A 19,414-nucleotide genomic window follows, 5' to 3' on the forward strand; every position below is an offset into this window, starting at 1 on the left:
CAAACGACCACTCCTGCAATGCAGCGGGGGAGGTTTTGTAGGAGATTCAGCTTGCTGAACGAATCCACGCCCGCAACATGCCACCCCCATCGGCCATCACACTGGCTCTCCTACAGAGGAAGAACTGCCTGGCCGGGGCGGACGTCAGCCTGCAGACGCAAGGCGTGATTTGGAAGGTATCGCTTGCAGGCATAGCCTGGGGGAGCAGTAAGCCACCACTGAAGGACGACCTCACCGCCACACGACACCCGGGAGGCCCCGCGTGTTGCGTGCAGCATGCTGCGTGAAGCGTAATTACTTCTTCGGCTTCACGTACAGGACCAGGGAGTGGTCCACGATTTCGTAGCCGTGTTCTTCGGCAATGGCGTGCTGGCGTTTTTCGATCACGTCGTCCATGAACTCGACCACCTGGCCAGTTTCCATGCATACCATGTGGTCGTGATGATCTTCATCCGCCAGTTCAAAGACCGCAGATCCACCCTCGAAGTTGTGGCGCAGCACCATGCCGGCCTGCTCGAACTGGGTCAGCACGCGATAAACTGTGGCCAGCCCCACGTCCTCACCGGCTTCCATCAGGGATTTGTAGATGTCCTCGGCACTCAGATGGCGCTCTTCAGACTTCTCCAGCTGTTGCAGGATTTTCACCCGCGGCAGGGTCACTTTGAGGCCCGCTTTTCTGAGATCCTGGTTATCCAATGCGTATGCTCCGTAAGCCTTGTCTATGGCAAATAAACAGTCCCTGGGCCCGAATTCCCCCTCAAGGAAACGCGAACTCTCCACCCAATGGACTGTCCATGAAAATGGTTACTCTGTCAGTCGGGAATTTGTCATCCGTTCCCAAGCCTGTATTATCGCCCGAACATTCATCGAAGTCGAAAATCATGCCTAGAATTACCACACTGCTGCTTCTCTCTACCCTGTTGGTGCTGGGCGGTTGCAGCAGCCTGCGCTTTCCCGGGGTCTATCGCATCGATATTCCCCAGGGCAACTTTGTCACCGAGGACATGCTGTCCCAGCTCCAGCCGGGCATGACACCGGAGCAGGTGCGGTTCGCGCTGGGCGCACCCACCCTGATTGACCCGTTCACGGCCAATGTCTGGTTCTACCCCATGACCTACCGCCCCGGTAAGGGCGAAAAGGTCAGCCAGAAGATCGCCGTGTACTTCGAAGGCGGCACCTACAGCCGCTACGAAGGCAAGGTCATCGACGACTTCAAGGCCAAGACCTCAGGCCGCAACGACCGCGAACTGCAGCAAAAAGCCGAACAGCGCCAGGAAGAAGGCAGCTAACCCTCATCCCCGCCGCCAGCCTGCTCAGGACTTGGCGGCCTTCTCCTGAGCCCGCTTCTTGCGGTTCAGCTTGGGATCGGCCTTGAGCGGGCGATAAATCTCTACCCGCTCACCAGCCTTGAGCACCTGCCCCGCCGGGTTGGCCACTACCTTGCCGAACAACCCCATGGGCGAAGACTCCAGCGCCAGCCCCTCGAACTGCTCTGCAATGCCGGACAGCCGTGCGGCTTCCAGCATGGTGGTTCCTTCCGGGACATCCAGGCCAATCAAACGCTGCTTTTCCGGCAGCGCGAAGGCCACTTCCACATGAATCATTGCGTCTGCTGCCATTATTGCCCCTCCGGCACCACAGGCACATCACTGTCGGTCACTGCCGGCACCTCTGAGCCATTGGCTTGTTCTGCCGGCTCACGGGCTTCCTCCTCGGCAGGCATGGGCTCCGCTGGGGCCGCCGTCTGCTCCTGAGCCACGGGTTCGGGGGCCGGCGCGGGCTCTTCCGGTGACAACACGCCCCACAGGGTATAGGCAAACAGGGCAATCACCGCGGCCGGAGAGAAAATCCGTACCAACGCACGCCAGCCCAGGTAGAGCGGGAAGCTCTTCATGGCCAGTTCTTTGCGGGCATGGGTTTCCTTCATGATCCAGCCGGCAAAGATAGCGATCAGCACACCGCCCAGCGGCAGCATCACGGTGGTGGAGAGGAATTCCACATTGTCGAAGAAGGTACCGGCCAGGAACGTCTTGTCCTGCCAGACATTGAACGACAGCACCGAACCGATACCCAGCAACCAGGCACCCAGCCCCACCGCCACGGCCGCCATGGCACGGGTCATGCCTCGCTCTACCAGCCAGGCCACCACCGGCTCACCCAGACTGATAGAGGAGCTCCATGCGGCGGACACCACCAGCACAAAGAACAATGAACCGAAAATCACCCCACCCGGCATCTGACCGAACGCCAGCGGCAGAGTGACAAACATCATGCCCGGCCCCTGCCCCACTTCCAGGCCACTGGAGAAAATCAGCGGGAACATGGCCACACCGGAGCCCAGCGCCACCAGGGTATCCAGTAGAGCAATGATGATCACGGTAGACACGATGGACACCGGCTTGGGTTTAGCCCCCTGCTTGCCCGCCGTTTCACGGGGCATGTAAGCGCCGTAGGCCATGATCGCGCCCATCCCCAGGCTCAGGGTAAAGAAGGCCTGGCCGACCGCCGTAATCACCGAGGCGCCATTGAGCTTGGAGAAATCGAAGGCAAACAGGAACGCAATGCCCTCCTTGAACCCGGGCGTGGTCGCCGCGTAGCCCACCAGCACCAGCAACAATACAAACAGCAGCGGCATGAGAATCTCCACCGCCTTCTCAAGCCCGCCTTTCACCCCGCGACCCACCACAAACATGGTGAGCACCATGAACAGGGTGTGGCAGCCCATCATCAGCCAGGGGTTGGCCAGCAGATTGGTAAAACGGGCCTCCGACTGGGCCGCCGTGATGCCCTGGAAACCGCCTATGACGGCTTCCCAGACGTAGTAAAGCGCCCAACTGGCGACCACAGAATAAAAAGAGAGAATCAGAAACGCCGACAGCACCCCCATATGACCAATACCGGCCCAGCGCTGGGACACCTTGCTGTCCGCCGCCAGCTTGCGCATGGAATTGATCGGGCTCATTCCGCCCTTGCGGCCCATCATGACCTCAGCGACCATGATTGGAATCCCCACCACCGCGATACACAGCAAGTACAACAGCACGAAGGCCCCGCCGCCGTTCTCACCGGTGATGTAGGGGAATCGCCAGATGTTGCCCAACCCCACTGCCGACCCGGTCGCCGCCAGAATGAACACCCAACGGTTGGCCCACATACCATGAACCGGCTTGTTTTCTTGCTTCATAGAACCCATACCTTCTTTAGCGTGGCGGTATTGTCTTATTATTTGCCGTCCCGGCTCAAGGGCGCCCGCGTAACCCGCCAGCCTCAACCAAAGGCCCCTGACCGAAGCAACCACTTACTTACCGGATAAAACCAGACGCAAAGCGCTATCCGGTCAACTGACCTTGCTCTATAATCGCCGCCCTATGGGAAAAGCCAAGAAAAAAGCCAAAGCACCGTCCGCCACCATTGCGCAGAATCGCAAGGCGCGTCACGAATATCATCTGGAAGAGCACTTTGAAGCCGGCCTGGTACTGGAAGGCTGGGAAGTGAAAGCCATGCGTGCCGGCAAAGCCAACCTCAGTGAGGCCTACATCCTGCTCAAGGATGGCGAGGCCTTTCTGTTTGGCGCCCGCATTGAGCCCCTGAACACGGCCAGCACCCATATCGTTCCGGACCCCACACGCACACGCAAGCTACTGCTTCACCGTCGTGAGCTGGGTCAGGTGTTTGGCGGGGTACAGAAAGACGGTTTCACCTGTGTACCGGTGAGCCTGTACTGGAAGAAAGGGTTCGCCAAGTGCGATATCGCCCTGGCCAAGGGTAAGCAGAAGTTTGACAAGCGCGCCACCGAGAAAGAGCGCGACTGGAACCGTCAGAAACAACGTCTGATGCGGCAGGGTTAAGGCCGAAACGGCTTACCCTGCACGCAACCCACGATATTTCATCCGTCTTTATGCCATGTGGCGCTTGGGCTTGTCGGCCCGTACGTCACCGCGCAGCTGCCAGTACAGCTGCAACCAGGCACGCAGTACCGCTGGCATGAAGTACACCGCGAACAGAATCACCGGAATACGCGCCTGCGGCGTCGCCAGGTCCACCAGGTAAATACCGGCGGCATAGGCGGCCAGGGCAAACACCAGCTGCAGCGCACGGAAGAGCACCGGTTGAGCCTTGAGGGGTGCCAGCGCCTTGTCAGATACCTGTGCGACAGATCGAATAATCGCGTTCATCGTCCTTCTCCTTTGAATGAACGACAATGCCTTGCTTGGCGTCCTGCAGGCCTTTTGCCCGCCTGACGCAGTAAAGTCATTGCGAGATACACAATTTGCAGACCCGCTCAGCGCAGTGGCTTGTGGCTACCCGCGGCCGGGTCCGCACCATCAGCCGACATTTCGACATCGCCCGCTGACAACTTCATAATGCGCCTTAATTATGACAAATGAAGCGCTTTCAGTAAGATTGTCAGACAGTCGATGTGTATTCAGGTAACACTTTTACACTCTGGTAACGCTTTTTGGGTGTTTTTTGATCGAAACCAAATCTCTTCGTCGGACACACTTGTTAAGTGACTTGGCGACCCCCACCTACTACAATACGGAGTTCACAGGGGCCGACCTGGATTCGACGCCGGTATTGAACTCTGTGGTGCATGTCGAGAAGGTCACGAGTCTCGTAAATCATTTGTGGCACATTAAAGTAATCGCAAACGACGATTCTTACGCACTAGCAGCTTAAACCCTGCTTATCGCCAATCGACCCTGCCTGTGGGGAAGAGCGGCGAGCATCGCAACACAGGCTCGCAGCAACGTCCGCCCCGGATCGCGCTGTTAAAACTCTTAGGGGCTCGGCTCTCACGTCCTGCCAATCGGGTTGTGTGGGCTTAAATCAATAGATCTGGCTAAGCATGTAGACCTGCAGATGGATTGCTGACGGACGCGGGTTCGATTCCCGCCGGCTCCACCAAACAGCACCAACAAAAAGGGCCACCCCGATGGGGCGGCCCTTTTTTGTGCCGTGCTGGGGCTGCAACACGCTTCACCCAACATGCGGCACGCAAAGATCAAACGCGGATTTACCACAGAGAGCACAGAGTTCACCGAGGGTGGATCTTGCTGTAGGAGCCCCACTGGAGGGGCGAACAAAACCCAAAATCAAAACCCCCTTCGTTCAGCAAGCTGAATCTCCCACCTGGCATCGATTTCACGCAGGGCGGAGTAAAGTGCCGGACTCGCGCATTCTCGCAAACCCACGATGAATCTTGTTTGTGCCGCGCGGCTTAAGCCTGAAACCAATGACATTATCGTAGGGCGGAAATCGGCGGCAGCCGATCTCCGCCATCAACCTCCCCCACTTCAAACCCCACGAAAGAGCACTCATCTACCCGAACCCGCTGTGGGGGCCGGCGAAGGCAGCCTCAGCCTACAAACATTGACAAATCCTGTACCCAAACCTAGCATTTTTTAAGCAAAGCCAGCCTTTGGAGGGCACCATGCATATATCACTGACCCCGGAACTCGAATCCCGCATTAAAGCCAAGGTGGAGAGCGGGCTTTACAACAATGCCAGCGAGGTGATCCGTGAAGCGCTGCGCTTTATGGACACCCACGAAGACTGGATTCACGAAATCAAACTGGCTCGCCTGCGGGAACAACTGAAAGTGGGGACAGACCAGCTGGATCAGGGCCAAGGCATCCTCATTGAGTCCAAATCTGCCCTCGACACCCTGTTCGACGATATCAAGGCCTGACCGACGTGCCAGCTCTCCAGCTAATCATTGCGCCGGCCGCGAAAACAGACCTCAAGGAAATTTATCAATACGGCCTGCGCCAGTGGGGCCAAGCCAGGTCAGACAGCTATCTCGAAACCCTGAAGAGCAAATTCTGGTCACTGACTGAACAGCCCCTGATGGCCACGGAAAGACCCGAATTGCTCGCCGGCATTCGCAGCCTGACAATCGAAAGTCATGTTCTGTTCTACCGAACCACCGCCAGCAGCGTTGAAATCATTCGCATTCTGCACAGCCGTCAAGATCCCGCCCGCCACCTGAAATGACCCGACATCCAGACATGGAAACGGACACAATCAGCTATTTTCAGGAAAGCCTGTAGCGAAGGGCTGCACGCTGACCTGGAGGGTCCTCGCCATTCCAACGCACGGGGCAAGACCTGACCCCGAAACTCTCCGAAACTACTTTTTTGTGCCGCTTCGCGGGGGCAGCACGCTTCACGCAACATGCGGCACGCAAAGATCAAAAGCGGATTTACCACAGCGGGCACAGGTTCACTGAGGGTGGATCTTGCTGTAGGTGCCCCACTGGAGGGGCGAAAAAGCCCAGGACCAAAAGCCCCTTTGTTCAGCAAGCTGAATCTCCCACCTGGCATCGATTTCTCTCAGGGAAGAACCTTGATCCAATATTGGACGCAAGGGGAAAGACTTGAGCCTCGCCGCCTCGCGCCGAAGTCGCTAGCAAGTCATACTCCTACCTGGTAAATTTTTCGAATGAAAAAGGGGCTCTACGAAAAAATCATTGATAAGGCGACTAGTGACGAACTCAGCAAGCTCGCAATATCTAGTCGTACGGAGAAACTTGACGCCGCTGACAGTCACAGCGTCCTGGCTCAGCACCTCAGCGATATTATTGCATCAACCCTTCACAGGCTACCCTCTGATAATCGCTTAGGTCATCAGCGAAATCTGATCAACAAGATCATATCCGTTCTTTCGGAAGCGGATGACTCACTAGAAGACCAAGCAACTCTGCCAGAAACGCTAGAACGACTACTAGAAGTTTCTGACCAAAATAACGCTTTAATCAGACCAGACACTCCGGCCTCAGAGAGCAGCCTGCTTACAGGCACACGCATAGACCCAAGCTTGCTCTCTCAACTAAAGCAAGAAATTGCCAGTGCAGACCGTATCTATATTCTGTGCTCTTTCATTAAATGGAGCGGTATCGCACTACTAAGAGATGCACTTGAAGATTTCACCAGCAGGGACGGCACTCGTCTTCGCGTTATTACTACCAGCTACATGGGCGCCACAGATTTGGCCGCTGTAAAAACATTAGCCAAACTTCCCAACACAGAAGTACGGGTGTCCTATGACACTCACCGCACAAGACTCCATGCTAAAGCGTATTTATTTGAAAGAGATACGGGATTCAGCACAGCTTATATCGGCTCAGCCAATCTATCTAGACCTGCCCTAACCGAAGGGCTTGAGTGGACAGTCAAGGCTACCCAATACGCCGACAAACCCATTTGGGAAAAGGTTCTTGCCACCTTTGACACCTATTGGCAAGATCCCGAATTCGAGAAATTCAACGAAAATTCACTTCGTAAAGCGCTACAAAAAGAGAACACAAAAAACTCTCCTAACAACCATCTAGCACTATTTAACCTCAATCCATATCAATTTCAGCAAGAGGTACTGGATTCTCTTGAGAATGACCGAAAGCTACGCACCGCCCCACACAGGCAGCTTGTTGTCGCCGCCACAGGGACAGGAAAGACGATGATTGCCGCTTTTGATTATCGCAACCAAATCAAAAGAAATAACGGCAAAGCCCCAAGCCTACTTTTTATTGCTCATAGAAAAGAAATACTTGAGCAAGCAATATCCACCTTCAGAGCTGTTCTTAAAGATCAGAACTTTGGAGATCTACTCGATGGAACCAACACGCCGGATCAAGATCATCATCTGTTTGCCACCGTACAAACAATCAGGAAACGCGAGCTCACCAAGACCTGGAGTGCCAGCAAGTTCGACTACGTTTTGATCGACGAGACTCACCGATCCTCCGCCAGCAGCTATCAAGGGGTCGTATCTGATTTAAAACCCAAAATCCTCCTGGGACTAACAGCTACTCCGGAACGTGCGGACGGCAACGACATCACCACCATATTCGACGACCGAATTGTCTGTGAGATTAGGCTTCCTGATGCTATAAACCGAAGACTGGTAGCCCCTTTTCACTACTACGGAGTATCCGACATTGATGAAATTGATTACTCCAAACTCACATGGGAGCGAGGAGGATTTAGGACTTCCGAACTAGACAACCTTGTAACAGGAAACGACATGCGAGCTCAAAACATTGTTGATCAATGTCGGCGACGCATACCCAACCTAAACAACACCCGAGGGATCGGATTTTGCGTCAGCATAGCGCACGCCAATTTCATGGCAAGCTTTTTCAATAAAAGTGGAATACCATCACTTTCACTAACGTCAGAATCAACAAAAGAAGAAAGAAAATCCGCCAGAAAGAACCTAAAAGAAAGAAATATAAATTTCATATTTTCAGTAGATTTATTCAATGAAGGAATCGATATTCCTGAGATAGACACCGTGCTCTTTCTCCGCCCCACAGAAAGCCTCACAATCTTCCTTCAGCAGCTCGGCAGAGGTCTTCGTCTATCGGATGAAAAAGACTACCTCACCGTACTAGACTTTATTGGGAACATGCACAAAAATTTTCGCTTTGAAAATCGACTCCGAGCTTTGTCATCAAATCCATCCAGTGATATCAATGAAGAAATAAACCACGAATTTCCCCACTTACCTGCAGGGTGCGCAATTCAATTAGAGAGAATCGCAAAGCAGAGAATTCTTCAAAACATAAAAGACGCATCTTTAGACAGGGCGCCTCAATTAATCCGAAGCATATCCGATTTCTCTTCATCATCCGGTCGCGATGTCAAACTTTCTGACTTTTTAAACCACTTCAAAATAATGCCAGAAAATATTTATCGAATCGACACATGGGATAGCCTATGCATCAGATCGGGAATAATTAACGCCTCCCCTGAACCTGACAACAGATTACTTCAAACTTGGCTGCGCCGAATTTGTCATGCAAACGACATACCCAGACTCAATCGCTGGAAACAATGGCTCAATGATGGAAAGGGCAACGACCCTCTTGTACACGCCTTCCTCAACCCTCTCATCACCAATCGAACCCAGTCAAACTGTGTAAAATCCGCATGGGAACTCATCAATAATAACCCACGCATTTTATCTGAAGCCAAACAGCTTATCGACTGGCTGCTACAACATCCGAGCACCTTAGCATCCCCCCCCATGACAGAAACACTCCCACTTACACCCCACGCCAGCTACACTAGAGACGAAATTTTGATATTGACTGGGGAATGGAACTGGGAAAAACAACCTCCATTTCGAGAGGGAGTACGTCACGTACCCAAGCAAAAAATTGATCTATTTTTGGCCACCATCCAGAAAAGCGAAAAGCACTATAGTCCGTCCACACTTTATGCAGACTACGCAATAAGCAACACCTTATTTCATTGGCAAAGTCAAAGTACAACTAGCGACAAGTCCAAGACAGGAAATCGTTACATCAACCACAAATCCCTTGGCTACACCCCTTTGCTATTCGTCCGCGAGCAAGCCAAAGTTAAAAACTATGCACAGCCCTATCATTTCCTTGGACCTGTCTCGTACCAATATCATGAAGGCAGCCGCCCAATGAGTATCACTTGGAAACTTGATATTCCCATGCCTGCTCGTCATTTGCGCGCATTCAAAACTCTTTCAATTGCGGGCTAAGATATAGAAACAATTCTGCCGTCTCTGGTTTATCCGTTTCAGCGATATCTTCTATCTCATGCAGAGCTAGATCACCCCCGCCACAATCGAGCCCCTCAAAGTAGGCCGTAGGCCAACCAAGGTCTTCAGGGCGAAAATGCAAAATATCGGGCCAGACCTGCAGGTCCGCAAACCGATCACGTAGCATGTGTTCGACTTCTTCAGCACTTTCGGGACCTAGCAACTCCACCACGACAGATTCATATTGCTTATAGTTGCTGGCATCGCGGTAAAGATAGCTAATTTCAAATTTCATACAGTCAGCCTCCCTCCCCTCTTGTAACGACCCTTTATCGGCCCAGCAATCCGCCTAAATGCCTGGAAGGGCCTACCCCCTTTGACCCTGATCACCCCCACCCCTAAGCTGAAACCACACCACCACGGACGGATAACAACAATGAAGCTTTCCACGCTCACCCCACCCCTGGAAGACCTGAAAGCCTCCTCGGATGACATCCTGCTGGTCGCGCTGATCAGCAATGACGGGTTGCCGGTGGTGCACTTTGGCGAGGGGCTGGATTATGACGAGCAGAACGCCCTGTTCTTTGAGATGAAGAAAGCCTGCGACCGGGTGCTGATTGGCCTGAAACTGGGTTTGAGTGAAGAGGTGTTTATTCGTTGCCGCCTGGGCTGCATCAGTATCTGGCCGGTGAACGATATGGTGTTTGCTTGCCTGGCGAAGCCAACGATCAATTCCCAACGCATGCAGATGCTGGTGTGGAAGACCCTTTCAAAGCTGGAAAAGCTGTTCTAAACGCCCTTTTCCCCTTTCATTTCGCGATTTCGGCGCAATTACGCTCAAGTCGGGGGTTTTGGCCACTCCTGACGCCATCTTCACGACGAGTTCTCATTTTTGCCTAGCCCGCATTTTATAAGGCTTTGCGGCCGTTAAGCGCTTTTTTGGACAACAAAAACACTACACCCTGCCCATGGAGAGATACACAGCGTTTCCCTAGGTTTTATTCCAACTGTATTGGAGGGAACGCAATGCCACGATCTACTTTCAAGGCCGCGGTGCTGGCCGCCATTCTGGGCGGCAGTGTCATGTCGCCTGTCTGGGCTAACGAGAACGAATCAGAAACGCCGGTTGCCGGTGAGATCATCCAGAATCAGTACATTGTGCAGGTAGCTCCCAATCTGCTCGAGCAGCTGGGGCTGCACAGCCTTACCACTGCACTGCAAACCTTGCTGGCGGGCGTGGGTGGCGGTGAGGTGATCTACACCTATGAGAATGCCCTGCTGGGTATGACGGTACGCCTGACCGACCTGCAGGCTTCCTTGCTGGGTATTCTGCCAGGAGTGATCTCGGTGGAACCGGACCGCACGGTGACCACGGTGGCACTGCAGACCAATGCCACCTGGGGCCTGGACCGTGTGGATCAGGCGGGCCTGCCGCTGGATGGCCGCTACCAGTATCCGGACAACGGTGGCCGGGATGTGAATGTGTATGTGCTGGATACCGGCTTGCGCACCACCCACCAGGAATTCACTGGCCGGGTACTGCCAGGACGCAATTTTGTCAGCTCAGGCGGCTTCCTGTTTGGTGGCGGCAGCGTTGACCCCAATAATGTAGAAGACTGTAACGGCCATGGTACTCATGTGTCAGGCACTGCCGTCGGTAGCACCTATGGTGTGGCCAAGCAGGCCAATATTGCGCCCGTGCGGGTGCTTGGATGCAATGGTAGTGGCTCCACCTCCGGTGTGATCGCCGGGGTCGACTGGGTAGCCGGTAATCATCAAAAACCGGCGGTGGCCAACCTGTCGCTGGGCGGCCTTAACTCCAGTGCGCTGGATACGGCGGTGGTGAATGCGGTCAATGCCGGTGTGACGATGGTAGTGGCTGCGGGCAACGACAACACCAATGCCTGTAACGGCTCCCCCAACCGGGTACCGGAAGCGCTGACCGTGGGTGCCACCACTCGCCAGGATCAACGCTCTTCCTTCTCCAACTTCGGTGCCTGTGTGGATCTGTTCGCCCCTGGCAGCGACATTACCTCTGCCTGGTATCAGTCTGACAACCAAACCGCGAGCCTGAACGGTACGTCCATGGCAGCGCCTCACGCAGCCGGTGCCGCGGCGCTCTATCTGGCGGCCAACCCCAGCGCCACCCCTGCGGCGGTGAACCTTGCTCTGGTGAACGATGCAACCACCGGGGCAATCAGCAACGCGGGTAACCAGTCCCCCAATCGTCTGCTGCAAATTACTCAGCAAGACGGCTCCGGCATTGACCGCCTGCCCACGGCGGCGTTTACCGCAGACTGCCAGGGCACGGTGTGCGCACTGGATGCCAGTGGCTCCAGTGATGATGTTGCGGTAGCCGCATGGGATTGGGATCTGGGCGATGGCAACGTGGCCAGCGGCGAGCAGATCACCCACGACTATGGTGTGGACGGGGAATTCACCGTCACCCTGACCGTGACCGATACCGCCAACCAGACCGGCACCACTGACCAGACCGTGACGGTGGGCACCGAAACGTCACCCTGCCCGGACTGTACCCGCTACGAAGGCCAGCTGAACAACGGTGGCTCGGTGATCCTGCCGTCCAACGGCTTCAACTTCTCCGGTGGCGCGATTGATGCCTGGTTGTACAGCCCGGCGGGTAGCAGCTTCACGGTTACTCTGCAGAGCCAGAGCTGCTTCCTGTTCTTCTGTAGCTGGAACAACGTGGCGTCCGCTGCCCCGCAGAACGGTGTGGCCGAAATTCATGCCAATGTGAACCGCGGTTTCTACCGCTGGCAGGTCCGGGCGCAAAGTGGTTCCGGGGCTTATACCCTGCTCACCAACCCCTGAGGACCTGATCGGTTTTGTGATTGAATCTGCCTGTAGATTGCCGGCGCTACTCTCCTGGAGCGCCGGTTTTTTTTTGGCCGCTCTGCGGCTGCTTCATGCATCAGGCAACACGCGCGGACAGCCGGCTTGGGCACGGGGTTTAGTGTGGGAGCTTGCCTGCAAGCGATGGTGCAATGGCGGTGATGGGCATTCGCCCATTACCGCCCTAAGGGCCTGACCCTGGATGAGGCGTCCTCCGTGGGAGTGGTCGTTTGCTATGCCCTCCGGGTGCGACCACGATGTCCTGTGAAGATGAAAGATCGCGGTGGAACCACCGCTCCCACGGGGGCGAGGCGTGATGCGTGCCGCGTCTCCTGTGGCGTCTCCTGTCAGAACAAACGCAGCTGGTCGTCGTTGGCCGCTTTGCGGGTGCGGGCACGGCGCCGGCGGCTGCCGTGTTTCTGGTTCACGGTGCGGCTCTGTTCGCGGAACCCGGCCTGGTGCCGGGCCTCCGCCAGGCGCGCTCTGGCCTGGCGCACGGCCACATCAAACGCCACCAGTGGTGCCGGGTAATCCGTTTCGATGCGCGCACCACTTTCCTGTTGCTGGCGTGTCCCCATGTGCCAGGGTTGATGAATCCAGGTGGAGGATACCCCTCGCAATTCCGGTACCCAACGACGAATGAAGTGCCCTTCCGGGTCCAGCTTCTGAGCCTGCAGGGTGGGGTTATACATGCGCAATGCATTGATGCCGGTAACCCCCGCCTGCATCTGGATCTGCGGGTAATGAATGCCGGGTTCGTAGTCCACGAACAGCCGGGCAAGATGCAACGCAGGCTGTTGCCAATGCAGCCATAATGGATAACAGGCCATGGACACCAACATGGCGCGCATGCGGAAATTGATCCAGCCGTGGTGATGAAGATAACGCATGGCGGCATCCACCAGTGGCCAGCCTGTCTGCCCATGTTGCCAGGCGTGGAGCCACTCGGGGTTGCCAGGATCATCGCGCAAATCCCGTAGCGCCGGGTGAACGCTCTGGTTCTCCATGTCCACCTGGTCTTCCAGCTTCTGGATAAAATGGCAATGCCACCACAACCGCGATTCAAACGCCGCCAGCCCATTGGCCAACGGTCCCGACGGAGCCTGTTGCTGCGCCTGCCAGAGCTGTTGAACCACTTGCCGTAGCGACAGACAGCCCCAGGCCAGATAAGGGCTGATGCGCGAGCCGCTGTGTTCTGCCTTTTGCGGTGCGCTGATCCCGCCGCGATAGCCGCGGGCTCGCTGTTCAAGAAAGCTCTGCCATACGACCTCGCCGGTTTCCGAGCCGCCGCGCTGACGCCCCGGGCAGGGCTCTCTTCCCATGCCTCGGGGCAGGCTCAGGTCTGGCCAGGCCGGGGGCGCGGCAGCCGGTTCACAGGCTGCGGGCAACGTGGCCTGTGGGGACACCATGAAGTCGTGCCAGTGCTCCGCCCAGTCATCACGATCCACGCAGGGACGCATCACGCCGAACGGTGCGGTTTCCTTCCACGTCACCTGATGTGCTTCACACCAGCCCTTGATGGCGATATCACGCTGGTAGGTCCAGTTACCGCCGTACTCTTCATGGCTTCGCAAGGTAAACCCGCCCAACTGATGGTGCAGCTTTGCGAAAACCTCCTCCGCATTTCCTTCCACCACCCACAGGGACAACCCGTGCCGGGCAAGCTGACGACGCAAGTCGCGCAGACTTTCCGCAATAAAGGCCCACTGTCGTGCACTGCTGTCAGGCTGCTGCCAATAGCCTGGTTCGATGATGTAGAGCGGCAACACCGCCCCCTTGCGGCAGGCCTCTGCCAGCGGCCAGTGATCACGGGTGCGCAGGTCACGCTTGAACCAGACTACCTGGGTCATCACGAGACCTCCCGATCGCTCTCGGGCAGGGAAACGATCGGCACGGGGTAGCCTTGCCAGACAGGCACATCGCCACCGGCGAAATGCAGATCCAGGATCTGCTGGCGGGATAGGCCATTCATCACCGGCAACCAGTACCGTACAAAGTTGGCATCCGGATCATGCCGCCACCATTGCCGGGTGGGACTGAAGCGCCGCCCACCCTGGGCGTCATGACCCACGCCGGCAATGTAGGCCCAGTTGCCCCAGTTGGAAGCCACATCATGGTCCACCAGATGATGCTCAAACCAGCGCGCACCGCAGCGCCAGTCCAGCCCCAGATCATGAACCAGAAAGCTGGCCAGGTTTTGCCGCCCCCGGTTGGAGAGGTAACCGGTGGCCAGCAGTTCTTTCAGGTTGGCATCAATAAAGGGCAACCCGGTTTCTGCTGTGCACCAGGCTTGCCAGTAGCGCACTGCGTCAGCATTCCTGCGGTGTCCGGGTAAGGGGATGCTGTCGAAAAGTTGCAAGCCGGTATCACGAAAAATGGCCACACCATATTCCCGCTGTGACCAGTGAAAAAATTCCCGCCACAACAATTCAAACCGCAACCAGTAACTGTTCTGGTCACCACCGAATAGCTGCTCGTATTCGAAGATGGCATGCCAGACATGACGCACCGACAAACACCCCCAGGCCAGGGCGGCGCTCAAGCGACTGGAGTAGCCCATGCCGATCAGCTGGTTGCGTGTTGCCTTGTAATGGCGAATGTGGCGGTCGGTAAACAGATAGTGATGCAGCCACTGGCGAGCGGCCTGCTCACCACCGGACAATGAGAAATAATCTTCCGGGTCCCGTTGCCATTCCGCCCGTCGCGTCCCCAGCGCCGCCACCACCGAGCCCGCCCACTCTGGCAGAGCCAACGGCGTCGCCGCCGACAGTAACGGCGGATCACCTTCTGTAGTATCCACCTGGGGCCCACCATGACGTTCCACTCTTTTGCGAAAGCGACTGAAGGTGGCCGGGAAGCTGTCTTCCCAGGGCAGTGCCGAGGACGATAACAACGTCCGTGTCTCCACTTCGTACACCGTAATACCCGCTGCCCGAAGTGAGTCGATGTCCTGCTGCTCTTCCGGTGCATCGGCCTGGGCGGTGACCACTTGCAGAGACGTGCCCTGATGCCAGTGACCCAGCAATGCTGCCGGAGACGCCACCGCCGTGGTCAGTATCAGTCCGAGGGAATCCAGTGAGGCGGAGAGATCCGCCAGGCATTCCTGAAGGAAAACCGATTTGGCAGAACCCAGCCGGTCGATGCCTTCCGGACCAGGCTGGGTCCAGTGTTTGGGCAACACATAGAGCGGCAATACCGGCTTATCCAGTGCCGCCGCCCGGTGTAACAGGGGCTGATCCTGCACACGCAGGTCATGACGAAACCACACCACGGTAATCATTACGATGGCTTCTCCCGTCGGCACCGTTCACTGCAATAGATCACGTTATCCCAGTCCCGGGCCCACTTCTTTCGCCAGCTAAAGGCTCGCCGGCACACGGGGCAGGTTTTCTCCGGCAGCGACGACTTGTTGCCTTTCCATATCCGAGTCATAGCGCATCCGGGTCCGCCAGCAACGTCTCCGCCCGCTGGAGCATGGCTTCCACCTTGGCGCTGTCCATTCGCTCCAGATTCCGGTAGATCATCTTCATGCGGTGATTGCCGGCGAATTGCTGGCGATGGCGGTGAATGAAATGCCAGTAGAGACTGTTGAATGGGCAGCTATCCGCTTCGCTGGCGGTTTTCACGTTGTAATGGCAGTGCTTGCAGTAATCCGACATGCGATTGATGTAACTGCCGGAGGCGGCGTAGGGTTTGCTGCCCAGGTAGCCGCCATCCGCATGCATGACCATGCCCAGGGTGTTGGGCAGCTCCACCCAGTCGAAGGCATCGGCATAGACTTCCAGATACCACTGACAGATGGCCTCCGGCAGTACCCCCAGCAGCAAGGCAAAATTGCCGGTGACCATCAGGCGCTGAATATGATGGGCGTAAGCATGGTCAATGGTGTTGCGAAAACACTCGGCCATGCAGTGCATTTTGGTCTCGCCGGTCCAGTAGTACGCCGGCAGCGGGCGGTCATCTCCAAGCCGGTTTTCCTTTGCATAATCCGGCATCAGTAGCCAATAGATACCGCGCACGTATTCCCGCCAGCCGATGATCTGCCGAATAAAGCCTTCCACTGCATTGAGCGGCGCCTCACCGGAAAAATACGCCTGCTCGGCGGCCTGGCACACCGTCATGGGGTCGAGCAGGCCAAGGTTGATATAGGGCGACAACAGACTGTGAAACAGTGTGTCTTCGCCAGTCACCATCGCATCCTGATAGTCCCCAAAGTGCGGCAAGCGATGCTTGATAAAATGATCTAGCGCCTGTTGCGCCTGCGCAGAGGTGGTGCCCCACTGGAATCGATCCAGAGTGCCAATATGATCAGCAAACTGTTCTGCCACCAGCACCAGCACTTGTTCATCGATGTCATCGCGCTTGAAACGCAGTTCAGGGGGTAGCGGTGTCTTGCCCTTGTAGGGCTGGCGGTTATTGCTGTCGTAATTCCACTGTCCGCCCACCGGTTCGTCGCCTTCCATCAACAGCCCGGTGTGACGACGCATTTCCCGATAAAAAAACTCCATGCGCAACTGTTTCTTGCCGGATGCCCACTGCTGAAAGAAACCGGGGGAACACAAAAAACGCCGGTCATCAAGACAGGTCACCAGAATACCGCAGGCCGGCTCCCAGTGTTGTTCGATGGTTTGCTGCAGACGATATTCACCACAATGCGTCACGACAATTTCTTCGGCGTCGCGATAGCGCCCGGCAATCAGCGACGCAAAGTCACTAAAGTCATGCTCACCATAGTGGTAGTAATCCACTTGCCAGCCGGCCTGTTCCAGATCCCGGGCGAAATGCCGCATGGCACTGAAGATCAGGGCAATCTTCTGCTTGTGGTGCTTCACATAGGTGGCTTCGGCATGCAGCTCAGCCATTACCAGCCGATCATGGTTTGGATCCAACGCTGCCAGCGTGGGCAGCGAATAACTGAGTTGATCACCGAGGATAATCCCGACCTTCACGCCGTACACCTTTCCATCTTGATGCCATAAAGCGTGCGCCAGAGGCCGTACAGGGAAAGTGAAGACCTCACAGAATGGCGGATGGGGCCGTATAAAGCGGAGCGCCATCCAGCCAACACGCTGGCTTTATTTGCTGTGCCACCTCCGGGCCGTAGTACGTGCTTACTCCACTGCCCTACTTGCCTACACAGAGGTACTGCATACTTCAGTCAATAGGCGAGGCCCAGGGCTCACCGGCTGGTGAACGGCTTTTCTCAGTGCACTCTGTTCTCTCTGGTAAAACCGCTTTTGATGTTTTCGGGCTCTGCATGATGCGTGCTGCTTGCCCCAAACCAAAAAACCACCGCAAAGGCGGTGGCTTTCTGGTGTTACGGCTGGTGAGCGCCAGCGGGTCAGGCGACGGCAGATTCCTTCTGCTCGTCCTTGCCATTTTCATACAGGGCTTCAAGACGATCGCCCTGGGTCATCAGGTACTCGAAGGCGGCCAGGGAGGCCTTGGAGCCTTCGCCCATGCTGATGACAATCTGCTTGTAGGGCACCGTGGTCACATCGCCGGCGGCATAGATGCCTTCCTCGGACGTCTGGCACTTCTCGTTGATCTCGATCTCGCCAAAGCGGGTACGGGCTACCACGTCGCCCAGGAACTCGCTGTTAGGCACCAGACCGATCTGAACGAACACCCCGGCCAGCGGGATTTCCTTCACTTCTTCCGTGTCACGGTCCGCGTATTCAATGGCGGTGACCTTGCCGTTTTCGGCCTTGATCTCACGGGTTGCCACGTTACGCAGAATCGTCACGTTGGCTTTTTCTTCTGCCTTGTCCACCAGCACCTTGTCCGCTTTCAGTTCAGGCATGAACTCGAACACGGTGACGGATTTGACGATGCCCGCCAGGTCCAGCGCGGCTTCGATGCCGGAATTACCGCCACCAATCACGGCCACATCCTTGCCCTTGAAGAAAGGCCCATCGCAGTGCGGGCAGTAGGCCACACCGTTACCGATGTTTTCCTTCTCGCCGGGGACACCCAATTCGCGCCACTTGGCACCGGTCGCCACGATCACGGTCTTGGTGTCGATCTCTTCACCGGAGGACAACACCACGGTCTTGATTTCGCCTTTTTCAACACGGGCGACTTTCAGGTGCTCTTTCACCGTCACGTCGTATTCGTTCATGTGCGCCTGCAGCGCACCGGACAATTCCGGGCCGGTAGTCTTCTTCACGGAGATCAGGTTTTCGATATCCATGGTGTCTTTTACCTGGCCACCGATACGGTCGGCGATCAGGGTCACCTTCAGACCTTTACGGGCACTGTAGATGGCGGCGGAGACGCCGGCGGGGCCACCACCGATCACGGTGACGTCCTGCAGGGGGAGTTTCTCGCCGGCACCAGCCTGTGCGATGCTGGGGTCATGTTCCAGCAGCTTGTCGATAAGCTCGGCGGCGGTGACCTTGCCGTTGGCAAACAACTCGCCGTTCAGGTACACACTGGGTACGCCCTGAATGTCGCGCTCGTTGACCACGTCCTGGAACAGGCCGCCATCAATCATTTCCACGTTGATGTTGGGGTTCAGCAACGCGAACTGATTGAGCGCCTGGACCACGTCCGGGCAGTTGTGACAGCTCAGGCTGATGAAGACTTCAAAGTTCAATTCACCCTGGGCCCCTGCCACCATGCGCTGAAGGCTGTCATCCAGTTTGATATCCGTACCTGATGCATGCAGGAACGCCAGCACCAGGGAATTGAATTCGTGACCTGCAGGAATACCGGAGAAACGGATACCCGTATCCTCGCCGTCGGCTTCCAGCAGAAAACTGATCGGGCTGCGCAAGGTGCCGCCCGTATCGCGTTCCTCGAACGCCAGGTTGTCACTGACACCGGCAATGTCGGAGAGGAACGTTACCAGTTCGTCGCGCTTGCTGTGGGAGCCGCTTTGCAGCACGAAAGTGACTTTCTTCTGCATGTTGGCGGCGTAGCCCTTGAGAGCCTGCAAAATTTCATTCGTGAGCATGAGTCTTCCCTTGTTCCAGATTCAGTCGTCAGTGACAGAGTCAATTCGGGTTTTGGAGCTAAAGAATAAAGCGGTCGAACGTCG

Annotated in this window: 17 protein-coding genes and 1 other RNA gene; 8 read left to right on the forward strand and 10 right to left on the reverse strand. The window is 56.2% G+C overall.

Annotated features, from left to right (window positions below):
• Window positions 1-294: 294 nt before the first annotated feature.
• Window positions 295-696 (reverse strand): ferric iron uptake transcriptional regulator, encoded by a 402-nt coding sequence (gene fur, locus HF945_RS13260; RefSeq protein WP_290523043.1) that lies wholly within the window; start codon window positions 694-696, stop codon window positions 295-297.
• 185 nt (window positions 697-881) lie between these two features.
• Here fur and HF945_RS13265 point away from each other — a divergent pair, with 185 nt between their 5' ends.
• Window positions 882-1,289 carry an outer membrane protein assembly factor BamE gene (locus HF945_RS13265; protein WP_290523044.1) on the forward strand — a complete coding sequence of 136 codons (408 nt, stop codon included), beginning with the start codon at window positions 882-884 and terminating at the stop codon, window positions 1,287-1,289.
• Between the two features lie 24 nt (window positions 1,290-1,313).
• On the opposite strand, the gene HF945_RS13270 is transcribed toward HF945_RS13265, so the two are convergent.
• The gene (locus HF945_RS13270) at window positions 1,314-1,619 is read right to left on the reverse strand and encodes an RnfH family protein (protein WP_290523045.1); all 306 of its coding nucleotides are present in this window, start codon (window positions 1,617-1,619) and stop codon (window positions 1,314-1,316) included.
• Window positions 1,619-3,184 carry a sodium-dependent transporter gene (locus HF945_RS13275; protein ID WP_290523046.1) on the reverse strand — a complete coding sequence of 522 codons (1,566 nt, stop codon included), beginning with the start codon at window positions 3,182-3,184 and terminating at the stop codon, window positions 1,619-1,621. The genes HF945_RS13270 and HF945_RS13275 overlap by 1 nt, the downstream gene beginning before the upstream one ends.
• 184 nt (window positions 3,185-3,368) lie before the next feature.
• On the opposite strand from HF945_RS13275, the gene smpB reads away from it, so the two are divergent.
• Window positions 3,369-3,848 carry an SsrA-binding protein SmpB gene (gene smpB / locus HF945_RS13280; RefSeq protein ID WP_290523047.1) on the forward strand — a complete coding sequence of 160 codons (480 nt, stop codon included), beginning with the start codon at window positions 3,369-3,371 and terminating at the stop codon, window positions 3,846-3,848.
• A 48-nt stretch (window positions 3,849-3,896) separates the two neighbouring features.
• Here the strand turns inward: smpB and HF945_RS13285 are convergent, their stop codons facing one another.
• Complete coding sequence (locus HF945_RS13285) at window positions 3,897-4,175, reverse strand: hypothetical protein (RefSeq protein WP_290523048.1); 279 nt, start codon at window positions 4,173-4,175, stop codon at window positions 3,897-3,899.
• Between the two features lie 376 nt (window positions 4,176-4,551).
• Between HF945_RS13285 and ssrA the strand changes: the two genes are divergently transcribed.
• The 4 genes from ssrA to HF945_RS13305 all read left to right on the forward strand — a co-directional run bounded on the left by ssrA (window position 4,552) and on the right by HF945_RS13305 (window position 9,519).
• Window positions 4,552-4,908: a transfer-messenger RNA gene (ssrA, locus tag HF945_RS13290) on the forward strand.
• Between the two features lie 526 nt (window positions 4,909-5,434).
• Window positions 5,435-5,692 (forward strand): type II toxin-antitoxin system ParD family antitoxin, encoded by a 258-nt coding sequence (locus HF945_RS13295; RefSeq protein ID WP_290523049.1) that lies wholly within the window; start codon window positions 5,435-5,437, stop codon window positions 5,690-5,692.
• Window positions 5,693-5,697: 5 nt separating this feature from the next.
• Window positions 5,698-5,997 (forward strand): type II toxin-antitoxin system RelE/ParE family toxin, encoded by a 300-nt coding sequence (locus HF945_RS13300; protein WP_290523050.1) that lies wholly within the window; start codon window positions 5,698-5,700, stop codon window positions 5,995-5,997.
• Between the two features lie 447 nt (window positions 5,998-6,444).
• Window positions 6,445-9,519, forward strand: coding sequence for a DEAD/DEAH box helicase (locus HF945_RS13305; RefSeq protein ID WP_290523051.1), 3,075 nt, complete (start codon window positions 6,445-6,447; stop codon window positions 9,517-9,519).
• Here HF945_RS13305 and HF945_RS13310 read toward each other — a convergent pair.
• Entirely contained in the window at window positions 9,494-9,814 is a 321-nt protein-coding gene (locus tag HF945_RS13310) for a hypothetical protein (protein ID WP_290523052.1), read from the reverse strand. The two genes, HF945_RS13305 and HF945_RS13310, sit on opposite strands and share 26 nt — an antisense overlap.
• A gap of 141 nt (window positions 9,815-9,955) precedes the next feature.
• Between HF945_RS13310 and HF945_RS13315 the strand changes: the two genes are divergently transcribed.
• Window positions 9,956-10,312 carry a roadblock/LC7 domain-containing protein gene (locus HF945_RS13315; protein WP_290523053.1) on the forward strand — a complete coding sequence of 119 codons (357 nt, stop codon included), beginning with the start codon at window positions 9,956-9,958 and terminating at the stop codon, window positions 10,310-10,312.
• Window positions 10,313-10,545: 233 nt separating this feature from the next.
• Window positions 10,546-12,351, forward strand: a complete 1,806-nt coding sequence (locus tag HF945_RS13320; protein WP_290523054.1) for a S8 family serine peptidase — start codon at window positions 10,546-10,548, stop codon at window positions 12,349-12,351.
• 368 nt (window positions 12,352-12,719) lie between these two features.
• Here the strand turns inward: HF945_RS13320 and HF945_RS13325 are convergent, their stop codons facing one another.
• From HF945_RS13325 to ahpF, 5 genes are all read right to left on the reverse strand, one after another.
• The gene (locus HF945_RS13325; RefSeq protein ID WP_290523055.1) at window positions 12,720-14,222 is read right to left on the reverse strand and encodes an FAD-binding domain-containing protein; all 1,503 of its coding nucleotides are present in this window, start codon (window positions 14,220-14,222) and stop codon (window positions 12,720-12,722) included.
• Entirely contained in the window at window positions 14,222-15,652 is a 1,431-nt protein-coding gene (locus HF945_RS13330) for a DASH family cryptochrome (protein ID WP_290523056.1), read from the reverse strand. Before HF945_RS13330 ends, HF945_RS13325 begins: the two co-directional genes overlap by 1 nt.
• The gene (locus tag HF945_RS13335) at window positions 15,652-15,804 is read right to left on the reverse strand and encodes a DUF2256 domain-containing protein (RefSeq protein ID WP_290523057.1); all 153 of its coding nucleotides are present in this window, start codon (window positions 15,802-15,804) and stop codon (window positions 15,652-15,654) included. Before HF945_RS13335 ends, HF945_RS13330 begins: the two co-directional genes overlap by 1 nt.
• On the reverse strand, window positions 15,801-17,321 hold the full coding sequence (locus HF945_RS13340) for a cryptochrome/photolyase family protein (RefSeq protein WP_290523058.1): 1,521 nt from the start codon (window positions 17,319-17,321) through the stop codon (window positions 15,801-15,803). Before HF945_RS13340 ends, HF945_RS13335 begins: the two co-directional genes overlap by 4 nt.
• Before the next feature lie 392 nt (window positions 17,322-17,713).
• Window positions 17,714-19,330: an alkyl hydroperoxide reductase subunit F gene (gene ahpF, locus HF945_RS13345; protein ID WP_290523059.1), complete on the reverse strand. Its 1,617-nt coding sequence runs from the start codon at window positions 19,328-19,330 to the stop codon at window positions 17,714-17,716.
• Between the last annotated feature and the right edge of the window lie 84 nt (window positions 19,331-19,414).

Source organism: Alcanivorax sp., assembly GCF_017794965.1.
Taxonomy (GTDB): domain Bacteria; phylum Pseudomonadota; class Gammaproteobacteria; order Pseudomonadales; family Alcanivoracaceae; genus Alcanivorax.